The 18,834-nt window shown below is 69.8% G+C and carries 21 protein-coding genes and 1 pseudogene; 10 read left to right on the top strand and 12 right to left on the bottom strand.

All coding sequences use genetic code 11. The features are described from left to right. Window positions 1-140 precede the first annotated feature (140 nt). The 4 genes from RLT59_RS16415 to RLT59_RS16400 form a co-directional block, all read right to left on the bottom strand. Window positions 141-584, bottom strand: a complete 444-nt coding sequence (locus tag RLT59_RS16415) for a hypothetical protein (protein ID WP_311304086.1) — start codon at window positions 582-584, stop codon at window positions 141-143. A 26-nt stretch (window positions 585-610) separates the two neighbouring features. Further along, window positions 611-1,654 carry a hypothetical protein gene (locus RLT59_RS16410; RefSeq protein ID WP_311304085.1) on the bottom strand — a complete coding sequence of 348 codons (1,044 nt, stop codon included), beginning with the start codon at window positions 1,652-1,654 and terminating at the stop codon, window positions 611-613. Window positions 1,655-1,761: 107 nt separating this feature from the next. Beyond that, entirely contained in the window at window positions 1,762-2,079 is a 318-nt protein-coding gene (locus RLT59_RS16405; protein ID WP_311304084.1) for a hypothetical protein, read from the bottom strand. Between the two features lie 378 nt (window positions 2,080-2,457). Next, on the bottom strand, window positions 2,458-3,015 hold the full coding sequence (locus RLT59_RS16400) for a CGNR zinc finger domain-containing protein (RefSeq protein ID WP_311304083.1): 558 nt from the start codon (window positions 3,013-3,015) through the stop codon (window positions 2,458-2,460). 419 nt (window positions 3,016-3,434) lie between these two features. On the opposite strand from RLT59_RS16400, the gene RLT59_RS16395 reads away from it, so the two are divergent. Then, window positions 3,435-4,199, top strand: a complete 765-nt coding sequence (locus RLT59_RS16395) for a hypothetical protein (protein ID WP_311304082.1) — start codon at window positions 3,435-3,437, stop codon at window positions 4,197-4,199. Continuing rightward, window positions 4,166-4,417 carry a hypothetical protein gene (locus RLT59_RS16390; protein ID WP_311304081.1) on the top strand — a complete coding sequence of 84 codons (252 nt, stop codon included), beginning with the start codon at window positions 4,166-4,168 and terminating at the stop codon, window positions 4,415-4,417. The genes RLT59_RS16395 and RLT59_RS16390 overlap by 34 nt, the downstream gene beginning before the upstream one ends. Window positions 4,418-4,517: 100 nt before the next feature. Here the strand turns inward: RLT59_RS16390 and RLT59_RS16385 are convergent, their stop codons facing one another. The 3 genes from RLT59_RS16385 to RLT59_RS16375 all read right to left on the bottom strand — a co-directional run bounded on the left by RLT59_RS16385 (window position 4,518) and on the right by RLT59_RS16375 (window position 8,574). Then, entirely contained in the window at window positions 4,518-6,251 is a 1,734-nt protein-coding gene (locus tag RLT59_RS16385; protein ID WP_311304080.1) for a PE-PGRS family protein, read from the bottom strand. Window positions 6,252-6,422: 171 nt separating this feature from the next. After that, a complete protein-coding gene (locus tag RLT59_RS16380; RefSeq protein WP_311304079.1) occupies window positions 6,423-7,823 on the bottom strand; it encodes an NAD(P)/FAD-dependent oxidoreductase in 1,401 nt (466 codons plus the stop codon). 76 nt (window positions 7,824-7,899) lie between these two features. Next, a complete protein-coding gene (locus tag RLT59_RS16375; RefSeq protein ID WP_311307748.1) occupies window positions 7,900-8,574 on the bottom strand; it encodes a rhomboid-like protein in 675 nt (224 codons plus the stop codon). On the opposite strand from RLT59_RS16375, the gene RLT59_RS16370 reads away from it, so the two are divergent. Then, window positions 8,560-9,531 carry an aminoglycoside phosphotransferase family protein gene (locus RLT59_RS16370; protein WP_399125535.1) on the top strand — a complete coding sequence of 324 codons (972 nt, stop codon included), beginning with the start codon at window positions 8,560-8,562 and terminating at the stop codon, window positions 9,529-9,531. The genes RLT59_RS16375 and RLT59_RS16370 overlap by 15 nt on opposite strands. A gap of 34 nt (window positions 9,532-9,565) precedes the next feature. After that, window positions 9,566-10,039, top strand: coding sequence for a GNAT family N-acetyltransferase (locus tag RLT59_RS16365; protein ID WP_399125533.1), 474 nt, complete (start codon window positions 9,566-9,568; stop codon window positions 10,037-10,039). Window positions 10,040-10,057: 18 nt separating this feature from the next. On the opposite strand, the gene RLT59_RS16360 is transcribed toward RLT59_RS16365, so the two are convergent. Beyond that, a complete protein-coding gene (locus RLT59_RS16360) occupies window positions 10,058-11,059 on the bottom strand; it encodes a zinc-binding dehydrogenase (RefSeq protein ID WP_311304076.1) in 1,002 nt (333 codons plus the stop codon). Between the two features lie 218 nt (window positions 11,060-11,277). On the opposite strand from RLT59_RS16360, the gene RLT59_RS16355 reads away from it, so the two are divergent. Beyond that, window positions 11,278-11,985, top strand: coding sequence for a pentapeptide repeat-containing protein (locus tag RLT59_RS16355; protein ID WP_311304075.1), 708 nt, complete (start codon window positions 11,278-11,280; stop codon window positions 11,983-11,985). Window positions 11,986-12,016: 31 nt separating this feature from the next. On the opposite strand, the gene RLT59_RS16350 is transcribed toward RLT59_RS16355, so the two are convergent. The 3 genes from RLT59_RS16350 to RLT59_RS16340 all read right to left on the bottom strand — a co-directional run bounded on the left by RLT59_RS16350 (window position 12,017) and on the right by RLT59_RS16340 (window position 13,285). Further along, window positions 12,017-12,514 (bottom strand): hypothetical protein, encoded by a 498-nt coding sequence (locus RLT59_RS16350; RefSeq protein WP_311304074.1) that lies wholly within the window; start codon window positions 12,512-12,514, stop codon window positions 12,017-12,019. Window positions 12,515-12,594: 80 nt separating this feature from the next. Continuing rightward, entirely contained in the window at window positions 12,595-12,933 is a 339-nt protein-coding gene (locus RLT59_RS16345; protein ID WP_311304073.1) for a hypothetical protein, read from the bottom strand. A 70-nt stretch (window positions 12,934-13,003) separates the two neighbouring features. Further along, window positions 13,004-13,285: a hypothetical protein gene (locus tag RLT59_RS16340; RefSeq protein ID WP_311304072.1), complete on the bottom strand. Its 282-nt coding sequence runs from the start codon at window positions 13,283-13,285 to the stop codon at window positions 13,004-13,006. A 103-nt stretch (window positions 13,286-13,388) separates the two neighbouring features. Here RLT59_RS16340 and RLT59_RS16335 point away from each other — a divergent pair, with 103 nt between their 5' ends. The 4 genes from RLT59_RS16335 to RLT59_RS16320 all read left to right on the top strand — a co-directional run bounded on the left by RLT59_RS16335 (window position 13,389) and on the right by RLT59_RS16320 (window position 16,121). After that, window positions 13,389-14,219, top strand: a complete 831-nt coding sequence (locus RLT59_RS16335) for a helix-turn-helix domain-containing protein (RefSeq protein ID WP_311304071.1) — start codon at window positions 13,389-13,391, stop codon at window positions 14,217-14,219. Continuing rightward, window positions 14,216-14,425 carry a DUF397 domain-containing protein gene (locus RLT59_RS16330; protein ID WP_311304070.1) on the top strand — a complete coding sequence of 70 codons (210 nt, stop codon included), beginning with the start codon at window positions 14,216-14,218 and terminating at the stop codon, window positions 14,423-14,425. The genes RLT59_RS16335 and RLT59_RS16330 overlap by 4 nt, the downstream gene beginning before the upstream one ends. Before the next feature lie 432 nt (window positions 14,426-14,857). Beyond that, window positions 14,858-15,694 (top strand): hypothetical protein, encoded by an 837-nt coding sequence (locus RLT59_RS16325; protein ID WP_311304069.1) that lies wholly within the window; start codon window positions 14,858-14,860, stop codon window positions 15,692-15,694. Window positions 15,695-15,872: 178 nt separating this feature from the next. Then, window positions 15,873-16,121, top strand: coding sequence for a transposase (locus RLT59_RS16320; protein ID WP_399125529.1), 249 nt, complete (start codon window positions 15,873-15,875; stop codon window positions 16,119-16,121). 69 nt (window positions 16,122-16,190) lie between these two features. On the opposite strand, the pseudogene RLT59_RS16315 reads toward RLT59_RS16320, so the two are convergent. After that, window positions 16,191-16,718 (bottom strand): annotated as a pseudogene (locus tag RLT59_RS16315) (DinB family protein). A gap of 859 nt (window positions 16,719-17,577) precedes the next feature. Here RLT59_RS16315 and RLT59_RS16305 point away from each other — a divergent pair. Beyond that, complete coding sequence (locus RLT59_RS16305; protein ID WP_399126905.1) at window positions 17,578-18,825, top strand: NsdA family TPR-like regulatory protein; 1,248 nt, start codon at window positions 17,578-17,580, stop codon at window positions 18,823-18,825. The last annotated feature ends 9 nt before the right edge of the window (window positions 18,826-18,834 follow it).

Below are 18,834 nucleotides of genomic sequence, written 5' to 3'. Positions count from 1 at the left end.
CGCTCCGGTGCGACGCCCGCTCGCGCGGCCCGATGGCGCATATCTCCCGGGCCGGCCCGACGACCCGGCCGGTAGCCCTCCGCACCGCGCTCCTGGACTTCCTGGGAGACACGCGGAGGCAGCCTTTCGGTCGCCCCTGCCTATGGGGTCAGCCTGAAGGTCCGGCACACGTCCGGGTCCCCGAGCCTGGCGAAGAGGACGGTGTGTCCGTCGTCCTTGCCTACGAGGAGTTCGGTGACGGTCGTGCCCCGGACGCTTGTGTCGGGGCCGTTGAAGGCGAGCCCGACCTTGCCGTCCTCTCCCGGCAGGTTCAGCGGCTTCCAGACCCCGCCGCCGTCGAACGTGGGGGCATCGTCCGCCAGGATCTCGGGGCCGTCCTCCCTGGGCCAGCTCTTCACGGAGAACGTGACCGACGTCCCGCCGACGGCGGTGAGATCGAGGCGTGCCCCGTGGGGGCCGGAGTAGTTCCCGTACAGATCGGCCTGGCGGACCTCCGCCGATGGCGCCGGTCCGCAGCCGGCCGCGTCGCTGACGCCGGAACATCCGGTCAGCAGCGAGCCGGTCACGGGCACGACGGCCGACATGACTCGGCGGCCTGTGCGTGCGGAGCTCACTGACCCCGCCCCGGGATGCGCTCGGTCCAGGAAGCCGTCTGGTGCACGGCACTCGTCACCGGACCATCGGCGGCCTCGGCGTATTTCAACCAGTCGTAGTAGCCGATGTAGTGGAGTGCCGACTCCGAACTCGTGGTGTTGTCCAGGGTGTACTGCACCACCAGTGATCCGTCCGGGTCGGTGCCCTGGACCCCGTACTTGACGTTGTACGAGCCGATGAAGGCCTCACCGAGGCGATCCGGGTCGTTGGTGATGATGGCAGGCAGGTCCTGGGTGATGAGCTTCTTGGCTGCGCCGACTTTGCCGGATTCGGAAATGGAGAACGCCGCGCTCCCTGTCAAGCTGCCCGTCTCCTCCCACTGCTCCACTGTCTGTCGTCGGATGTCCTTCATGCTCTCCATGGACTGGAGCAGATCGGTCATCTTGTCGCCGTTGGTGAAGTCGCGCTGCCGAGGTCCCATGCCGGTCACGTAGTCGAGGCCGAGGCTGTACGGGCTGTCGTCCTGCCGTCCCGGATATGGGTTCTTGCCGTCCAGGACGCGGTGATACGCGTTGTACTCGTCTGCGCTGATCCGGTTTGTGGAGCCGATCGTGTCGTGCTGCGGCTTGCTGTTGAACCAGGAGTCGATCCCCACGTCGGACATCAGTGTCATGGCGAGATTTTGGTCTGCGGTGATGTACCCGGACACTGTGCCCGAGTTGTCCACGGCCAGCCCCTTGTCCAGCGCCCGCTGCACGGCATCCTTGAGATCACGCCGAATGACTCTGACGTCAGAGACGGCGTCGTCGAGGACATCGGACAGGGCCTTGGCAACCTTGGTGGCCGCCGTCAGCTGACGCGCGATGTCATCGATCAGTGTCCAGGCGAATGGAGCCGCCGCTCCCTCCCAATACCCCTTGTCACGCAGGAGCTTGAGTACCTCGTCGTTCATTCGCTTCGGTGGGTTCTCTGTCTTGGTATGCGCCTCACGCCATTTGTCCGCGAGGTCGTCCAGTACGGAGAGAGCGGTGTCCAGCAGCTCACGGTAGAGGGAAGGCATCAGTTCTGCCCTCGCAGTTGGTTGAACTGATGCTCGATCTCCTGATTCGTGCCCGTATACGCATGGGATGAGGTGCGCAGACTCTCCGCAATGGGCGCGAGCCACCCCTAAGTGGCTGTGACCTGCTGTTCCCAGCTTTTCAGGGACGTCTTCAGCGCCGCGCTGCTGTACCAATCAGCCAGCTCGCGCGTGGCTTTGCCGGCCGGTTCGTTTACTGACCTGGCGGGTTCGTGGAAGGCATCGAAGACCTCGTCGGTCACACCAGCCGCCTTCAGGAGCACACCCTCCGCTATGACCGGAGGGGCGCCGAGGCCCGGCGGAGCGGTGCCCGGCAGCGGCGGATCCAGCGGTCCTCGCGCGCCCGGCGTGAGCGGCAGGTAGGGCAGGGGGGCGTCGCCGCCGTTGTCGGCCGGTTCCTTGCGCATGTGACGCCGCCTTCATTCGTGACCACATCCCGTGGGCAGAGCCTTGCGGAGGGGCTTTGACCATTGAGGTTTTCGTTCAAGCAGGCTACGCAGTTTCACGACAGATCCCGCATTTGCGTCCTGATGATGACCCGAACCCTGGATGCCGAGTCCGTGCGTCCTGGGTGGCCGAAGGTAGGACTCTTGGCGGAAAATCTCCGCCGGCGTCGGAGTCAAGGGGTGCCGTCGGCCACCGATTAATTTGGACGACGCGAAGGGCGTCCTGACACGACGGGCCTCTCGCGAGGGCCCTGCGGCCAAACCCCCAGGCTCGTTCGTGTTCGCGTCGGCACCGTTGATCGCTGGGCCCCAGAACGTCGATGTCGGCCTCCTGGATGGTCACGGTGACCGGGTCTCCTGTGCGGCTGACGGCCGGGCGGCAGCCTGGTGGCGTTCGCGGTGGCGGGCTACCGCGTCGTTGTTGGCGCAGCGCACCGAGCAGTAGGTGCGGCGGCCGTTGCGGGAGGTGTCGACGAATGCCAGGTCGCAGTCGCGGCGGGCGCAGCGGCCCAGGCGGTCGGCGTCGGCGGAGCATACGACGTAGGCGAGGCCCGCTGCGGTGATGGCCCGGATGTGGGTGGCCGGGTCGGCGCCGGTGGCGCTGTAGTGCAGGTGGGGGTGGCCGTCGTGCAGGGAGATGCGGGGGCTGCTGGAGGCGTCGGCGAGGAGGGTGTTGACCGTCTGGCACCGCTCTTCGAGGTCCTGCCGCCCGAAGCACGCGGCCAGGCACCGGGACCATGTCCAGATCGTCTCGGCCTGTGCGGCGGTGAGCGTGCGGTGCACCACGCCGTGTGCGGCGAGGAGTGGTTCCAGGTGCTCGGGGCGCGGTGGCGCGGTCAGGTTGACCAGGTCCGCGGCCAGCCGGGCGGCCTCGCCGCCGTAATGGTCGAAGTGCATGGGGTCATTACACCACCGGGTGGGTTCGGTGCTGCAGGGATACGGGAGCCTGTTCTGTGTAATGGTTGAAGTGGTTTAGGGAGTGACGTCATGTTGGGGGCATGACTTCCGCATCCACGGTCCCGCCGTCGGGCGACCGCTGTCCCGTCTGTCACGAGCCCACTCCGGCGGAGACGCGGTGGTGGACGCTGAGGTCCTGTCACCGCACGTCCGAGGGTGAGGTCGAATACTGCGTCGGTGGCTGCGGCTGTCTCGTCGTTCTGCTCGACGGCGAGATGGTCAAGTGCTTGCGGTGCGTGGGCCGGTCGGAGGGCCCGGGGCCGTGAGCAGCACTCGCCCCGGCGCCGGGGTGCGGTCGTGGGTCTGTGAGGGTGGCTGCGGCCGAGGCACGTATGCACTTTCGTACATGGGGGGTTGTCGTGAGCCAGGTGCTCTATGGCGAGCGGTCCTGGAATCCGCTGGCGCAGACCGTGGAGTTGACCGAGGAAGGGCTGCGCAGGGGTGGCCGCACCACGCCGATGGGTGAGCTGAACCTCGGTGCCATGGCGGAGGCGTACGGGCGTGGGTGCTGGCTGGGCGGCGGTGGGGCCGAGCGGGCGCTCGACCGGCTTCCGGAGGGGCCTGGGGTCGTCCCGTTGACCCGCGTCACCGGCACCGCGGTACCGGTGAAGGCGCGGCGGGCCGCCGAGTTCGCCCGTGCGCTGGGCGAGTTGGCGGTGCGGCTGTGCGGCGGGCCCGAGCAGGTGGCCGCGCTGGCGGCGCGGGCCGGGGCCGAGGGCGTACCGCTGTGGATCGCGCGGAGGTTCGCGGAGGGGCCCGCCGGGCCGGTCGCCGTCGCCGTGGACCGCCGGCTGGTGCGCGGCGACGTGTGGGGGCCGCACGCCCCCGCCGTACGCGTCCGCGCGCCCCGCGGCTTCCAGGGCGAGGGCCCCGATCCGTCCAAGGGCCTGCGCCTGACGGTCGGCGACGCGGAGGCGGAGCTCGTACTCAGGAAGAAGCTGCGCAAGTCCAAGAGCGTGGTCGAGGTGCGGCTCGCCGGGGTGCACTGGGTGCTGCGCAGGGAGAACGCAGGCCCGCCCGCACGCCGGACACGGTCCTGCGGCCGCTGTCCCCGGTGCGCCACGAGAGCGCGGACCCGCCCGACGCGGTCATGGCGCATCTCTTCGCCGCCGCCTTCGGGATAGGCGACACGACCGGGACCGCGCGGTTCCGGTCGGAGCGGCAGGCGGGGCGCGCGGGCGAGCCGATCGCCACCGACGGGGCATGGGACCGCCCCTGGTTCAGCAACCTCGGCAACGGCGGTGACGACAACGAGCCCGGTGGCGGCGACGGCTGGGGCGCGGACGGCGGGGACTCCGGTGACGGCGGGGGCGGCGACGGTGGCGGGGGTGGGGGCGACTGAGGGCTGTGTCCCGTGGTTCCCGGTGGATCAGCGCGCGCTTCGCCGCCGGGAGCCGCCGGGAGCCGCGGGGAGGCGTCGGGAGCCGCCGAGAGAGGCGCCGTTATGACGGGAGGCGCTTGCCGACCAGCTCCTCGTAGAGCGCGCGGCGCTCCTCCGCGTTGCCGTCCGTCGCGGCGAGGTCCCGGTCCCACTGCTGCTTGATGTCTTCCAGGTAGCTCTGCCAGCCGCCGCTCGAATCCTTGGCCATGTCCCGCAGGTCCACGTAGCGTTCGTTCGTGCTGAGGCCGCCGGAGCCGATCTTGTCCCCCTTGTGGCCGTGCAGGATGGACTCGGGGTTCGAGGTGGCCTCGGTGGAACGGAAGTCGTGTTCGTAGCCGACGGGGCTCTCGGCGTGCGGCGCGATGGTCTCGACGCCGATCTGGAGGGATCCGTCCTTCTCCATGGTCGGGCGGTGGTAGACGAGCAGGACGTGGCCGTACGAGCCGTTCGGCAGGACCATCGCGCCGTTCCAGTCCTTGGAGCCGAGTCCGCCGCCGGAGATGTCCTGGCCCCACAGCTTCGGCCGGGCGGCACCGACGGCGAGCTTGTTCGTGAGGGACGCCGCGACGCCGCCCCTCTCCTTGAACTTGGGTTCCTTCTTGCCCTTGTTGGTGCCGATGTCGGTGCGGTGGGTGGCGAAGCCCCGCTCGGACACGTGCTCCGCGGTCTCCCCCTTGGTGGCGTCCTGGGTCGCGCCCAGGAAGTGCGGCAGCCAGTAGGCGGGATCGCCCTTCGCGCTCAGCGCCGGGATACGCACGTTGACGCGGCCGCCGTGGGACAGCGCACGGATGACGTCCTGCTCGTGGTCCTTCACGTGCTTGCTCTGCTTCGGGTCGTAGAGCTGAAGCCCGTGGCGCAGGATGAGCAGGATCTTGGTGAGCATTTCGCGGCCCTGAGCGTCCTTCTCGACGTAGTCGGGCGCCTTCTTCCCGTCCTTGTCCACCGGGGTGCCCTCCGCCGGGACGGAACCGTCGTGCATGCGCTCGGGGGCTATGCCCTCCGGGTGGAGCGTGTCGACGGCGGTGTCGCGGATCTGCTGGTTGCGCTCCGCTTCCAGGTTCTTCCGCTTCTTCGGGTCGGTGCCGGTTGTCTGGGTGAGCATGAACCGGCCGAGCGTGTAGGCCGGGTCCGTCGGTGCGCGGACGGACAGGTCCGACACGATGTCGGGACGATTCCCGATGGCCAGCGTCGCGGTGAGTACGCGCTTGCCGGGGTCCAGTTTCAACCAGTTGTCGAACGGCCCCTTGGCGTAGGTCTTGGCCTCTTCGTAGGTGCCGATTCCGACGTCCTTCAGCCACTTCGCGTTGACCGAGGACAGCTCCCTGATGTCATCCAGCTCCTCGTCGCTGAACGCCTGACCCCGCATCACCCGCCGTTCCAGGGTCTTCCGCAGCCGGGAGGGCCCCTCGATCATCCACTGCTCGGGCCACCAGGTGCCGGGCGCGAAGATGTTCGCCTTGGAGTTCGTCTGGGTCGTGTGCTGCTCGATCGACTGGCTGAGCCGGGCGATGATCTCCTTGCCCTTCGGGTCCTTCTCCTGCGCCGGTCCGGCTGCCTCGGCGCCCTCCTGCTCGGTGGGTCCCGCGCGCTGGACCGTGGTGGCCGCGTCGACGGAGCGCTGCACGGCCTCCCCGCGCCGCTGCCCCTCTTCCTCGTGCCCGCGGCGCATCATCTCCAGGACCACCTGGTTGCCGCTGCTGGCCTGCACCCCCATCAACCCGGTGGGTGCGGTCGTGCGTACGGACTTCTCCTGGCCGGCCGCTGCGACGGGACGCTTCCTGTCATGGGATTTCATGGACGCCCCTCAGCCGAGACCGGTTGCCCCTGAAGCGGGACCAGTGCGGTGCCACGCTAGGGCGTCGCGTGCTCCGGACGGGGGGCCCACGTCAGGGTCTGCCCGGAGAGGCAGTCCGGCTGCCCCTCCGGTCCGTCGGGCGTACGGGGGCCGGACCGGTCCCGGTGCGGTTCAGCCCCGTCCCGCCAGGCGGTCCGCGAGCTTCGCGATCGGGTCGGTTCCGGCGCGGGGCGAGGTGAGTTCGCGGCGGTCGGCGGCGCGGTAGGCGGCGTACATGCTCTGGACGCCGAGCCAGCGCAGGGGTTCCGGTTCCCAGCGGCGGACCTTGTGGTTGGCCCAGGGCAGGGCGGTCAGTTCGGTGGGGCCGCCCTGCCCGGAGTCCTGCTGGATCAGGTCGCGCAGGGTGCGGGCGGCGAGGTTGGTGGTGGCGACGCCGGAGCCGACGTAGCCGCCCGCCCAGCCCAGGCCGGTGGAGCGGTCCAGGGTGACGGTGGCGCACCAGTCGCGGGGGACGCCGAGCACCCCGGACCAGGCGTGCGCGATGCGGGTGCCCGCCGTGGTGGGGAAGAGGCGGACGAGCAGGTCGCGCAGGGCCTCGACGGTCGCGGGCTGGGTGCGGCCGTCGTTGTCGGTGGCCGAGCCGTAGCGGTACGGGACGCCCCGGCCGCCGAGCGCGATGCGGTCGTCGGCGGTGCGCTGGGCGTACATGTAGGCGTGGGCCATGTCGCCGAGGGTTTCGCGGCCGTTCCAGCCGATGGTCTCCCAGAGGGATTCGGGCAGCGGCTCGGTGACGATCATGGAGGAGTTCATCGGGAGCCAGGTGCGCTTCTCGCCCTTGAGGCCCGCCGTGAACCCCTCGGTGCAGCGCAGGATGTACGGGGCGCGGACCGTGCCGTACGGGGTGACGGCGTGTTTGGGCTTGATCTCGGTGACGGGCGTCGACTCGTGGATCGTGACGCCGAGGGCCTCCACGGTGTCCGCGAGGCCCTTGACGAGTTTGGCGGGGTGCAGGCGGGCGCCGTGCGGGGTCCAGGTGGAGCCGATCGCTCCGGTGACCCGGACGCGCTCCGCGGTCTCGCGGGCGCCGTGCAGGGTGCGGTCGGTCTCGCCGAAGGCGATCTCCACGGAGTGGAAGTCCTTCAGCCGGGTGAGCTGCGCCGGGGTGCAGGCCACTTCGAGGACGCCGCCCCGGTGGATGTCCGCGTCGATCTTCTCCTCGTCCGCGACCCGGATGACCTCGGTGACGGTGTCGTTCATCGACCTCTGGAGCCGGACGGCCGCTTCGTGGCCGTGCAGCTTCGCGTAGCGGTCGCGGCCGGCGACACCGTTGTAGAGCCAGCCGCCGTTGCGGCCGGAGGCGCCGTAGCCGCAGAACTTGGCTTCCAGGACGGTGATGTTGAGGAAGGGGACGGCCTTCTTGAGGTAGTACGCCGTCCAGAGGCCGGTGTATCCGCCGCCGATGATGCAGATGTCGGCGGTGGCGTCGCCGGGCAGGGGTTCGCGAGGGAGGGGGGTGCCCTGGTCCGCGTACCAGAAGGATATGCCGCCGTTGGCTGTACTGACGGTGCTCATGTTGCCCCTGCTGTCCGTGTGACTGGCGCCGGTGGTGTGGCCGGCTGTGGAGTGCGGTGCTCTGCGTGGCTGGACGTTACTGGGCGGGGGACTGTTTCGTCTCGTGGTGGCGGCGGGTCAGCGGATAGCAGGCGAGACCGATGAGCGCCGCGGTGAAGTGGCCGACGTCGGTGAAGGTGGCGCCGGTGACGAGCGGGACGCCGTAGATGACGAGTACGGCGAAGAGGTACACGTACCGCCAGGGGCGCGGGATGTAGTAGGTGAGGACGGTGACGACGCCCGCGAGCGCGTAACTGACCCCGACGTCCAGGGTGTTCGCGGCGGTCCCGGGCGCGTGGCCGTGCCGGATGGCCCAGGCCAGGACGCCTTCGCCGACGAGGGTGGCGAGGACGTGGGCGGCCGCGACGACGGTGAGCCAGCGCAGCGTGCCCAGGCGGCGTTCCGCGGGGGCGTGGAAGACGGTGTAGAGCACGGCGTAGGGGAGCCATTCGCCGCCGTCGATCCAGAACGCGCTGCTGATCAGGACGCGTACGGGGTTCTGGGAGAGCTCATGGATGTTGGTGGAGCGCTGGCGGAGGAAGTCCTCCTCGAAGGCCGGTGACATCTGGTGGACGATGACGGTGGTGACGAAGAGAGCCAGCAGCCAGACGTAGGTGCCGGGGGCGCTGCGGATCCATGAGCCGGCGCCGCGGAGCCACGTGACGGGTGCGGGGCGGGGCCGCGTGGGCGGGGAGGGATGGCTCAGGGGCATAGCCGATTGACGCACGCTCCTACGATCGGGGGCGTGATTGACATTCCGGATGCGCTGATCGCCACTCAGTCCAAGTACAACGGTGCGGCCGGGCGGGCGTTCCTCGCCGCGTTGCCGGGGATGGCGGCGGAGTTCCTGGAGCGGTGGGGGCTGCGCCGGGACGGCGAGGCGTTGTACGGGGTGTGCGCGCTGGTGCTGCCGGTGGTGCGGGTGGCGGAGGGGCGCCCGGCCGCGCTGAAGTTGCAGGCGGTGGACGCGGAGACGGCGGGGGAGCCGCTCGCGCTGCGGGTGTGGGGTGCGGCGTCGGCGGGTGCGGTGCAGCTGCTGGACCACGACCCGGCGACGGGGACGATGCTGCTGGAGCGGCTGGACGGGCACCGATCCCTGTCGGGGACGGCGGATGTACGGGAGGCGGTGCGGATCATCGCGGAGCTGCTGGCCGGGCTGACGGCGGTGCGGGCTCCGGCGGGGAGCGGTCTGCGGGGGCTGGGCGAGGTCTCTGCGCGGGCGCTGGCGGCGGCGCCGGGGGCGGTGGAGCTGCTGGCGGACGAGGAGGAGCGGCGGCTGCTGGCGGACTGCGCGGCGGCGGTCCGGGAGGTGGCGGGGGAGCCGGGGGACCGGTTGCTGCACTGGGATCTGCACTTCGGCAACGTGCTGGCCGGGCGGGGCGGTCCGGGTCCGGCGGGGCAGGGGGCGCGGTGGGTGGCGATCGATCCGAAGCCGCTGGCGGGTGATCCGGGGTTCGAGCTGTTTCCGGCGCTGGTCAACCGGTTCGACGCGGAGGCGGTGGGGTGGCGGTTCGATCTGATGACGGAGGTGCTCGGTCTCGACCGGGCGCGGGCCCGTGCGTGGACGCTGGGGCGGGTGCTGCAGAACGCGTGCTGGGGCGCGGAGGACGGTGCGCGGCGGCTGGATCCGGAGCAGGCCGAGATCGCGCGGCGGCTGCTGGGCCGGTAGCGGCTGGCGGAGCGGTACTGCTTACGCTGCCCCCATGATTCGTACCGCTACCGCCGCCGATGTCCCAGCCATTCACGCGATGGTCCGTGAGCTGGCCGACTACGAGAAGGCGCTGCACGAGGCGAACGCCACGGAGGAGCAGTTGCGCGAGGCGCTGTTCGGTGAGCGTCCCGCGGCGTTCGCGCACATCGCGGAGTCGGAGGAGGACGGTGAGGTGGTGGGCTTCGCGCTGTGGTTCCTGAACTTCTCCACCTGGCGCGGTGTGCACGGGATCTATCTGGAGGACCTGTACGTGCGTCCGGAGCGGCGGGGCGGCGGACACGGCAAGGCGTTGCTGGGTGAGCTGGCGCGGATCTGCGTGGAGCGCGGCTACGAGCGCCTGGAGTGGTCGGTGCTGAACTGGAACGCTCCGTCGATCGCGTTCTACGAGTCGCTGGGCGCGCGGCCGCAGGACGAGTGGACGGTGTACCGGCTGACGGACGGGGCGTTGGCGGAGCTCGGGGGCTGACCTCCGGCGGTCGGGGGATCAGGGGATGAGGACGACCTTGCCGGTGGTGCCGCGGGTTTCCAGAGCGCGGTGGGCGGCGGCCGCCCCGGCGAGCGGGTAGCGCTGGACTGCGGGGCGCAGGCGGCCGGCCGCGGCCTCTGCGAGGGCGCGGATCTCCAGGGCGCGTAGGCCGCCGCCGCGCTGGATCATGGCGGGGCCGAGGACGCTCTGCGAGGTGATGGCGCGGGCGGCGAGTTCGTCCTCGGTGAAGGTGAGGGGCCGGCCGTCGTGGAGGCCCTGGCCGGACCAGCCGTAGACGACGTGCTGTCCGCCCTTGCCGAGGAGGTCGACGGCGGCGCGTGCGGTGGTACCGCCGACGGAGTCGTAGACGACGGTGGCGCGGCGGCCGAGGGCGTCGAGGTGGGTGCGGACCTGGCGGGGCCAGTCGGGAAGGGTGTAGTCGACGGCGAGGTCGGCGCCGTTGGCGCGGACGAGGCCCGTTTTGGCGGGTCCTCCGGCGAGGCCGATGACGGTGGCTCCGGCGTTCTTGGCGTACTGGACGAGCAGGGTGCCGATGCCGCCGGCCGCGGCGGTGACCAGGACGATCGACTCGGGTCCGAGCGGGGTGAATCCGAGGATGCCGAGGGTGGTGCGGCCGGTGCCGATCATCGCGACGGCTTCGGCGTCGTCGAGGCCGTCGGGTACGGGGTGAAGCTTGTCGGCCTCGGTGACGGTGAGCTCGGCGTAGCCGCCGGGGGCGTTGCCGATGTGGGCGACGACGTGCCGGCCTAGCCAGTCGGGGTCGGTGCCCTCTCCGAGCGATTCGACGGTGCCGGCGATTTCGCGGCCGGGGACGGTGGGCAGCGGAGTGGGGGCGGGGTAAGGGCCGGTCATGCCCTGGCGCAGGGCGGTGTCGAGCAGGTGTACGCCGGCGGCGCGGACGGCGATCCGGACCTGGCCGGGCCCGGGGACGGGGTCCGCGACGGGCTCGTAGACGAGGTTCTCGGCGGGGCCGAAGGCGTGGAGGCGGACGGCGTGCATGGTGGGCTCCCCGGGGTGTCGGTGTCGGTGTCGTGCCGGTGCCGGTGAGCCCACTCTTCGGCCTCAAGCGTGCTTGAGGTCAAGCGGTGTCCGGGAGGGGCAGGTGGAGGTGGAGGGGGAGGCCGTGGTGCGGTGCTCGGTGGCCCGGAGGGCGAGGTGGATGCCGTCGTCCCGGTCGATGGCGGGGCGTTGTCAGTGGGGTGCGTCACGATGGGGGCATGGTGCGCAGCAGCGGTAGCGGTCAGGGGAACGGCAGGGGCCGGGGCGGTAAGGACGGGGTCGCGGCGGCGCGGCGCCCGGAGGTGCGGCTGCCGCCGCTCGAACCGTACGGCGGCGAGGGCCTTGAGCCGGACGGGGATTACGATGGGGTGCGCTTCGAGTCCGTTGATCTGGCGGATGAGTCGGGCCCGGGTGCCCGGTTCATGGACTGTGCGCTGGAGGGCTGCGCGCTGGACCGTACGGAGCTGGTCAGGGCCCGGTTCATCGATTCGGTGCTGACGGGCGTACGGGGGGTGGGCACGGATTTCGCCGGGGCGTCGCTGCGCGACGTGGAGATCGTGGACGCGCGCCTGGGCGGGGTGCAGATGCACGGCGCGGTGCTGGAGCGGGTGCTGGTGCGGGGCGGGAAGATCGACTACCTGAATCTGCGGAAGGCCCGGCTGAAGGACGTGGTCTTCGAGGGCTGTGTGCTCTCCGAGCCGGATTTCGGTGGCGCGCAGCTGGACCGGGTGGAGTTCCGGGACTGTGTGCTGAAGCGGGCCGATTTCAGCGCGGTGCGGATGGAGTCGGTGGATCTGCGGACGGTCGCGGAGCTGGACATCGCGCGCGGGGTGGAGCGGCTGGCGGGTGCGGTGATCAGCCCGTCGCAGCTGATGGAGCTGGCTCCGGCGTTCGCGGCGCAGATCGGGGTGCGGGTGGAGGCGTGAAGCCGTGCCGAGGGGGCGGAAGGGGCGCCGGTCAGAGGCGGGGGAAGCGTGCCTGGAGGTCCCAGACCACCGGGTTGTCCGCGAGGCCTTCGTGCATGTCGGAGAGGTCCGCGATCAGGTCGTGCAGGAAGTCGCGGGCCTCGCGGCGCAGCAGGGCGTGGTTGAAGGTAAGCGGTGCTTCCTCGGCGGGCATCCAGTCGGCCTCGACGTCGACCCAGCCGAAGCGGCGCTCGAAGAGCATCCGGTCGGACGATTCGGTGAAGTCGAGCTCCGCGAACTGGCGGCGGTGCGAGCGGTTGCCCCGGGGGTCCTGGTCGATCTGCTCGACGATGTCGCACAGGGCCCAGGCGAAGTCGAGCACCGGCACCCATCCCCAGCCTGTGGATACTTCGCGGTCCTCCTTGGTGTCCGCGAGGTAGACGTCCCCGGAGAACAGATCGTGGCGCAGGGCGTGGACGTCCGCCCGGCGGTAGTCGGTCTGCGGGGGATCGGGGAAGCGCCGGGAGAGGGAGTAGCCGATATCGAGCACGGTTCGATGGTGTCATGCCCGGCGTGTCGCTCGCGCCGGTGGAGCCGGGGCCAGGTCGGACTCCGGGCGCGGCGTGGGCGTCAGTCGAACATTTCTCGGATCTCCCAGGAATGGCCCGGTGGGTGTTCCCTGTACAGCGTGCACACGTCCTGGTGCACGGGGTCGATAGTGGGGTCTTTCATTCCGCACGTGGGGGCGGCGATGTAGGTGACCTGGTCCGAGCCCCAGCGCACCCACACCTGAAAGGTGCCGCGCCCCATGTCCCCGAGTTGGTCGGCGTGATCACCGGGGTGCCCCTCGGCCAGCTCGCAGGCAAGTGGTTCGGACAGTTCGGGGTCGCGCTGCTGCCCGTACGCGCGCACGGTCTCGGACCAGGGCGTGCGGGCTACGGCGTCGCAGCCGTTCGCGGTCTTGTTCACGATGCGCCCGCCACCGGACTGGTGAGGGCGGTCATGTGGCTGGGCAGGCGGGGTGAGCGGATCGTGGCCCTCACAGCACCTCGCCCCGGCTCCGGGCGTTGCACCGCGCGTTCTGCGCGTTCTGCGCGTGCAGCCGCTCTATGTCGTCCGCGAGGCGTACGTGCTGGGGTTCGGCTTCCCATTCCTGGCCGCCGCTTACCGGTCGCAGTGCCCAGTAAGGGCCGGCGACCCCTCGGAACTCTCCGACACAATTCTTGCGAGCGGTGTCAACCATGAGCGTGCCGGGGGTGGGAACAGGGGCGGGGACGGGGGGCGGTTCCTGTCCGTCCAGCGGGACATGTCGCACAGCCATCGCCACTCCTCTCCGTAGTGATTCCGCTACTCGGGGCGCCCAGCGTGGACTGGTCTTTCGGCACCTCCAACCTCCGCAAGACCGAATGATGGAGAGGCAACAGGTGGCGAATCGAGGGAGGTTAGACCCGTCTGCGAGCCCCCGCGCCGCCTTCGGGGAGCGTCTGCGCAGACTGCGAGAGGGACGCGGGTGGACGCAGGAGGTCTTGGCCGGGCGTTCGGGATACTCGGCATCGCATATTTCCGGCGTGGAAACCGGATCCCGACCTCCAACTTCCGCGTTCACTGAAAGTGCTGACCGAGCCCTCGGGACAGGTGAAGCGCTGACCCGGCAGGGCGCGGAGACGCGGAACAGCGCGATACTCGACGGCTTCCCCGAGTACGTCGTTCAGGAGGGGCAGGCCACGGAGACCCGCCTGTTCGAGATGGGCCTTGTGCCGGGTCTGTTTCAGACTCCGGCGTACGCCACCGCTGTCACCACGGGGGCGGTGCGACGAGGTGCGATCACTGAAGTGCAGGCGGAGGAATGCTTTGCGCTGCTTGCCCGCCGCCAGCAGTCACTCGCGCGCACTCCGCTCCCGCAGGTGTACGCCGTGCTCGACGAGAGCTGCATCCGGCAGTACGTGGGCGGGCCCGAGGTCATGGCGGAACAGTTGGAGCACCTCGCGGTGATCGCTGACAGGCCGAACACCGTTGTGCAGGTCGCCCCGTTCATGCTCGGTGAGCGTCGTACGCTGAACAAGCCGGTGACCCTGATCACCATGGTGGACCGGTCGTACATGGCTTACGCGGAGTCCGCGCACGCGGGCCAGTTGGAGCGTGACATGCGGTTGGTCGGGCCTCTGTTCACGTCCTACCATCAGGGACAGGCCGAAGCGCTCTCGCAGGTTGACTCCGTGGCTCTGATCAACCAGGCACGAAAGGGCACCTCGTGACTACCGATTCCTTCCACTGGTTCAAGTCCTCCAACAGCTCCGACGGCGGCCAGTGCGTGGAGGTGGCTCTCAACCTCGCGCCTGCGCGCGGTGTGGTCCCCGTGCGTGATTCCAAGGATCTGTGCGGCCCGGCTCTGGGGTTTCCCGCCGGCGCGTTCGCGTCGTTCGTGGCGGGTGTCAAGGCCGGGGAGTTCGGCACCGTCTGACCGCTGGACCGGCGTACACCGGCCCCGTGTGCGTTGCATCGTCGAAAGCCCTGCCGTGTCCCCGAGTCGGGGGTGTGGCGGGGCTTTCGACGTACTGGCCGGAATCGTGGCACGCGGCGGGTTCGGGGCACCCGGCGGGAACTTTCCGCAGCTCACGCTCGGGGCTCAAGCGTCGAGCTCCGAGCGCTCTTTCAGCGGAATGGTGGGTGGGTCTGAATGCCCACCCACCCTCCCTGCCTTGAGGGTTGACTTTTCGCGATCGACTTGCCACGGAGGGTAGCCGCGCTCTAGCGGCAGTGGACCAAGACGGCCCCCGTCGGTGCAGAAACACCTAACGGGGGCCTGACCACTTCGATCGTCAGGAGCGATCTCATGGCTGCCAGCCAGCTTAGTCCTGCCCTTGTTCCCCCTGTCCCCACGCTTGATCACCCGATGGCCGGTCCCGGGTACGGCAAGCGTTCGGCGCCAGGCCAACGCCCGCGCACCGGCCATGATTTCGCGCACCTCCTGCCCCGTGACGCCGCCGTCGCCGCGTACATCGACGGACTGTGCGACGGCGCGGACATCTCCGTGAAAACCCTCGCCAAGACGCTCCCGTACGGCCAGTGCGCCCTGCGCACCACCCTCAACCGCCTCCAGGAAGCAGGCCACCTGCGCCGGGGCAGCGAATGCATCGCCACCGAGGAAGCCCTGCTCTGGGTCACCCGCACCTTCTTCTCCCGCACCTGGCACGACGACGACTGGTGGGACACCTTCATCCGCGGCGACGTACCCCCGGAACAGGACCAGGAGCGCACATCCCAACGACCCACCCTCTCCCGCTCGTTCATCCTGCTCGCCGCCCTCGGACGCCACACCCCCACACTCACCCTCTCCCACACGGACTGCGTGACCCTCGAACCCCAGATCACCGAATGGTTCGAACGCGGCGCCACCGAACCCGAAGTCCTCCACGCCCTCACCGAAGGCCTGCCCCCACGCATCCACCACCCCGCCGCACTCCTCCGCCGACGCCTCCTGGACAAACTCCCGCCCGTCCGCGAAGCCTCCCCCACCCCCCGCATCGTCCTGCGCACCCTGGAATGCCGCGAATGCCGCGCCCCCGGCAACGCCCACGCCATGCCCGGCGGACTCTGCGCCCCCTGCCGAGGTAACACCCCCAACACCCCCACCGGCCCCACAGACGCCGTACCCGACCACGGCGTACACGCCAGAATGAGCGCCGTACGCGCCGGACTCGCACCCCGCGCCGAACGCGGACGGCGGTGACGCCGAACGGCGGCGCGGTCCGGAGGTCGTGTCGGTCAATGGGGGTTATCGTCCCCGGCGTCGCAGGAGCACTCCGCGCTCTCCACGATCGCGTCGAGGTCCTGGACGGCGGTGATCGACGCGGTCGCGACGGGCGGAGCTGCGCGACGGGCCGAGGCGGCGGGCCGGGGGCGCGACCATGCTCACCGAGCGTCAGGGTGAGCGTCTGCCTGACTGGCTCGCTGCCGTGCGACAGGACGGCCTCCCGAGCCTCCACACGCTCGCCGCGGGCATCGACCGCGACCGTGAAGCCGTCGCCGCCGTCCTGACCCTCCCCTGGAGCTCGGGTGTCATCGAAGGTGATGCCAACCAGGTCACGATCCGCAAGCGCCAAATGTTCGGCCGGGTCGGCTTCCAACTCCTCAGAAAGAGAGTCCTGTTGTCGTAACAGCTGGTGACGGTGTCACGACACTACTGGTGAATAGAGCCAGCCGAACAAGCTGTCGCCAAACGCATTTCACGCCCCTGAGACACCGTCGATGCGCTCTCGGATCAGGTCGGCATGGCCGTTGTGACGTGCGTACTCCTCGATCATGTGGACCATGATCCAGCGCAGCGAAACCCCTACGTCACCTACGTGGCTGGCTTCCTACTCAGACAGCCGACCGGAGTCGTCCAGCGAGGCGGCAGCGATGAGCTCACGCCCTCGAACGATCTCTGCCTGCCAGACCTCCAGGGCCTCGTCGAGTCCTCGGCCATCCTCAAGTGCAAAGCCGTCGACGTTGCTTTCCCCGAAGACTGCCTGCGTGTCCTGGCCTGCGAACACACGCTGGAACCAATTGCGTTCCACCTCGGCCATGTGCTGGACGAGGCCCAGCAGTGTCATCGACGACGGCGCAGCCGAGGCCAGCCGTAATTGATCGTCTTTAAGGCCCGAACACTTCAGGGCGAGAGTGGCACGGTGAAAGTCGAGCCACGATTCCAGCATGGCGCGCTCGCCGGCATGCGCGGGTGGGATAGGGCGTCCATCCGGTGTCGAAGTCATGCCAGGACCCTGGCACACGCCGCCATGAACTTCCCGGGCCTTCGCTGGCGACGAACACGCGATACCCCCTGTTCGTTGCGAGGCGAGCGAGGGCTCCGGGTTTTGTGGGGGCTCGCGATCACCTGGTGCACGAGACCTCGTCCAGGACGTCTTCCCAAGTGTGCTGCTCGGCGTGGCCGGTGAACAGGCAGCAGCCCTCACCGTCGGGCCCTGGAGCGGCCACCGGGCAGTCCGGCAGCACGCGCGCTCGGCCTCGTCCGCCCCGTGCCAGCGGAGCCACAGCGCGGTCCCGCGCGCGCCGTCGTCGGTGAGGAGGCCGAAGTGCTCACCGTCGTCGTGCGCGAACAGCTGGCACTGCACCGTTCTGTCGATGTACGTGGCGGCCGACTTCTCCTGCGCTTCCCGTGCCAGGTCGAGGGGCACTCGGCGCCAGTGCGCGCACCGCATCACGACTTCACCCGAGGAGGCTCCAAGGCGCGGGGAATGGTCCGCGCAGCGCGGGCACGTGCATGGCGGGAAGCGACCGGGGTTGTCGAGGGCCATCGGACTCTCGTCTTCCTGTACTTCTGTCACCTGGCCCCAAGTCCGCCCGGAGTCGTGGGAGACCCGGAGGGTCATGAGGGCTCTCGGTGAAGAGCCCAGGACCCGCGTCCGCGCCTTACCGTCCGGCTCGCGCGCCAGAGCCTCGTCTCTCGTCGTCATGACCGAACTCCTTTGTGAATCCCGCTGCTCGTCTGGGGCAACATCCAGGAAAGCCCGCGAAGTCGGAGGTCTCCACGGCCTCCATGCGGCAGTCTTGACGCAGGTCCGTGGACGGGCACCGAAGGCCCCGAAACCGGGGGAAGGGGGCGCAACGGGACTGGCGGAACGACGCAGGACCCTGGGCTACAGCCAGGAGACGTTGGCCGAGTTACTCGGTGTGGACCGCACTACTGTCGGACGCTGGGAAAGCGGCAAAGTCGCGCCTCAGCCGCCCCAGCGAAGGTCCTTGGCCACCGCCCTCGAAGTCAGCCTCCAGGAGCTGGACGCTCTCCTGGCACCGCCACGAGCGGCAGACCGGATGGCCGCAGGGCGCCAGTTCAGTGAGCCCCCGAGCGCGGGAGACCCCGACGAAATGATCCGCCGCGAATTTCTCCGCATACTGACTGTCAGCGGGGTTTTTGCCACCCTCCCGGTCGAGGAGACCGAGGCCCTCACCGAGGGCGTCCGCCGGGGGGTGCCCGCCGACTTCGCACGCATGAACAGCCATCTCTGGCAGGTTTACCATTTGGCCCGATCCAAGGGCTCCGTGTACCCCGTCATCCGTGACCAGCTGACGACACTGAACGAGGCATTGGCGGGCCGCCGTGGAAGCGCGCGCCCCCTTCTGAACGCGGCCTCCGACCTCTTCCAGTTGGCCGGAGAGGTCGCGTTCGACGGCAACCGGTACTCCGACGCGGCGGCGTCGTACTCGCTCGCGGCTTCGATCAGCAAGGATGCGGAGGCGTACGACCTTTGGGCGTGCGCGCTCGTTCGCCAAGCCTACGTTGACATGTCCGAGCAGTGCTACCGCCAGGCTGCGCAGGTGCTCGACGCGGCCGGGCGACTGGCCGGCCGGGGGGACAACAACCTCTCGACCCGGTATTGGGTCGCTTCCGTCCAAGCCGAGGCATACGCGGGCCTCGGCGACCTGTACGCGTGCGAGCGGGCGATGGATCAGGCGGAGGCCGTCCGCGACCTCACCGCAGACAGCGTCAACGGTGGATGGCTTCGGTTCGATGGTGCGCGGCTGGCCGAGGAACGGGGATCGCGCTACGTACGGCTCGGCCGCCTCGACCTGGCGGAGAACGCCTTGAAGGATGCCCTGGAGCAGACAGCCCTGGCATCCGGGCAGTCGTACCGGCGACGCGGAGCAGTGCTCACCGACCTGGCCGCCATCGGCGCGAAGCGGCAGGACGTCGAGCAGGTTGTGGCGTGCGGCAGGGAGGCCATCGGCCTGGCCCGAGCCTCCGCGTCCGGGTACGTCGTCCGTAGACTCCAAGCCCTGTGCGACGAGTTCGGTCCCTTGAGCCGCGACCACCGCGTGGCGGAGCTGGGGGCGGAGATCGCCACGCTGAGCACGCCGTGACGAGAGGGG

The sequence above is a fragment of the Streptomyces sp. ITFR-6 genome, assembly GCF_031844725.1.
Taxonomy (GTDB): Bacteria; Actinomycetota; Actinomycetes; order Streptomycetales; family Streptomycetaceae; genus Streptomyces.
The sequence above is the reverse complement of the archived record's forward strand: the minus strand, read 5'-3'. Positions and strand labels throughout refer to the sequence as shown.

Coding starts and splice junctions, on each gene's coding strand:
- RLT59_RS16415 (WP_311304086.1), bottom strand. CDS start 584: ATGTCGGCCGTCGTGCCCGTGACCGGCTCGCTGCTGACCGGATGTTCC.
- RLT59_RS16410 (WP_311304085.1), bottom strand. CDS start 1,654: ATGCCTTCCCTCTACCGTGAGCTGCTGGACACCGCTCTCTCCGTACTG.
- RLT59_RS16405 (WP_311304084.1), bottom strand. CDS start 2,079: ATGCGCAAGGAACCGGCCGACAACGGCGGCGACGCCCCCCTGCCCTAC.
- RLT59_RS16400 (WP_311304083.1), bottom strand. CDS start 3,015: ATGCACTTCGACCATTACGGCGGCGAGGCCGCCCGGCTGGCCGCGGAC.
- RLT59_RS16390 (WP_311304081.1), top strand. CDS start 4,166: ATGGCGCATCTCTTCGCCGCCGCCTTCGGGATAGGCGACACGACCGGG.
- RLT59_RS16385 (WP_311304080.1), bottom strand. CDS start 6,251: ATGAAATCCCATGACAGGAAGCGTCCCGTCGCAGCGGCCGGCCAGGAG.
- RLT59_RS16380 (WP_311304079.1), bottom strand. CDS start 7,823: ATGAGCACCGTCAGTACAGCCAACGGCGGCATATCCTTCTGGTACGCG.
- RLT59_RS16370 (WP_399125535.1), top strand. CDS start 8,560: ATGGCTCAGGGGCATAGCCGATTGACGCACGCTCCTACGATCGGGGGC.
- RLT59_RS16375 (WP_311307748.1), bottom strand. CDS start 8,574: ATGCCCCTGAGCCATCCCTCCCCGCCCACGCGGCCCCGCCCCGCACCC.
- RLT59_RS16365 (WP_399125533.1), top strand. CDS start 9,566: ATGATTCGTACCGCTACCGCCGCCGATGTCCCAGCCATTCACGCGATG.
- RLT59_RS16360 (WP_311304076.1), bottom strand. CDS start 11,059: ATGCACGCCGTCCGCCTCCACGCCTTCGGCCCCGCCGAGAACCTCGTC.
- RLT59_RS16355 (WP_311304075.1), top strand. CDS start 11,278: ATGGTGCGCAGCAGCGGTAGCGGTCAGGGGAACGGCAGGGGCCGGGGC.
- RLT59_RS16340 (WP_311304072.1), bottom strand. CDS start 13,285: ATGGCTGTGCGACATGTCCCGCTGGACGGACAGGAACCGCCCCCCGTC.
- RLT59_RS16325 (WP_311304069.1), top strand. CDS start 14,858: ATGGCCGGTCCCGGGTACGGCAAGCGTTCGGCGCCAGGCCAACGCCCG.
- RLT59_RS16320 (WP_399125529.1), top strand. CDS start 15,873: ATGCTCACCGAGCGTCAGGGTGAGCGTCTGCCTGACTGGCTCGCTGCC.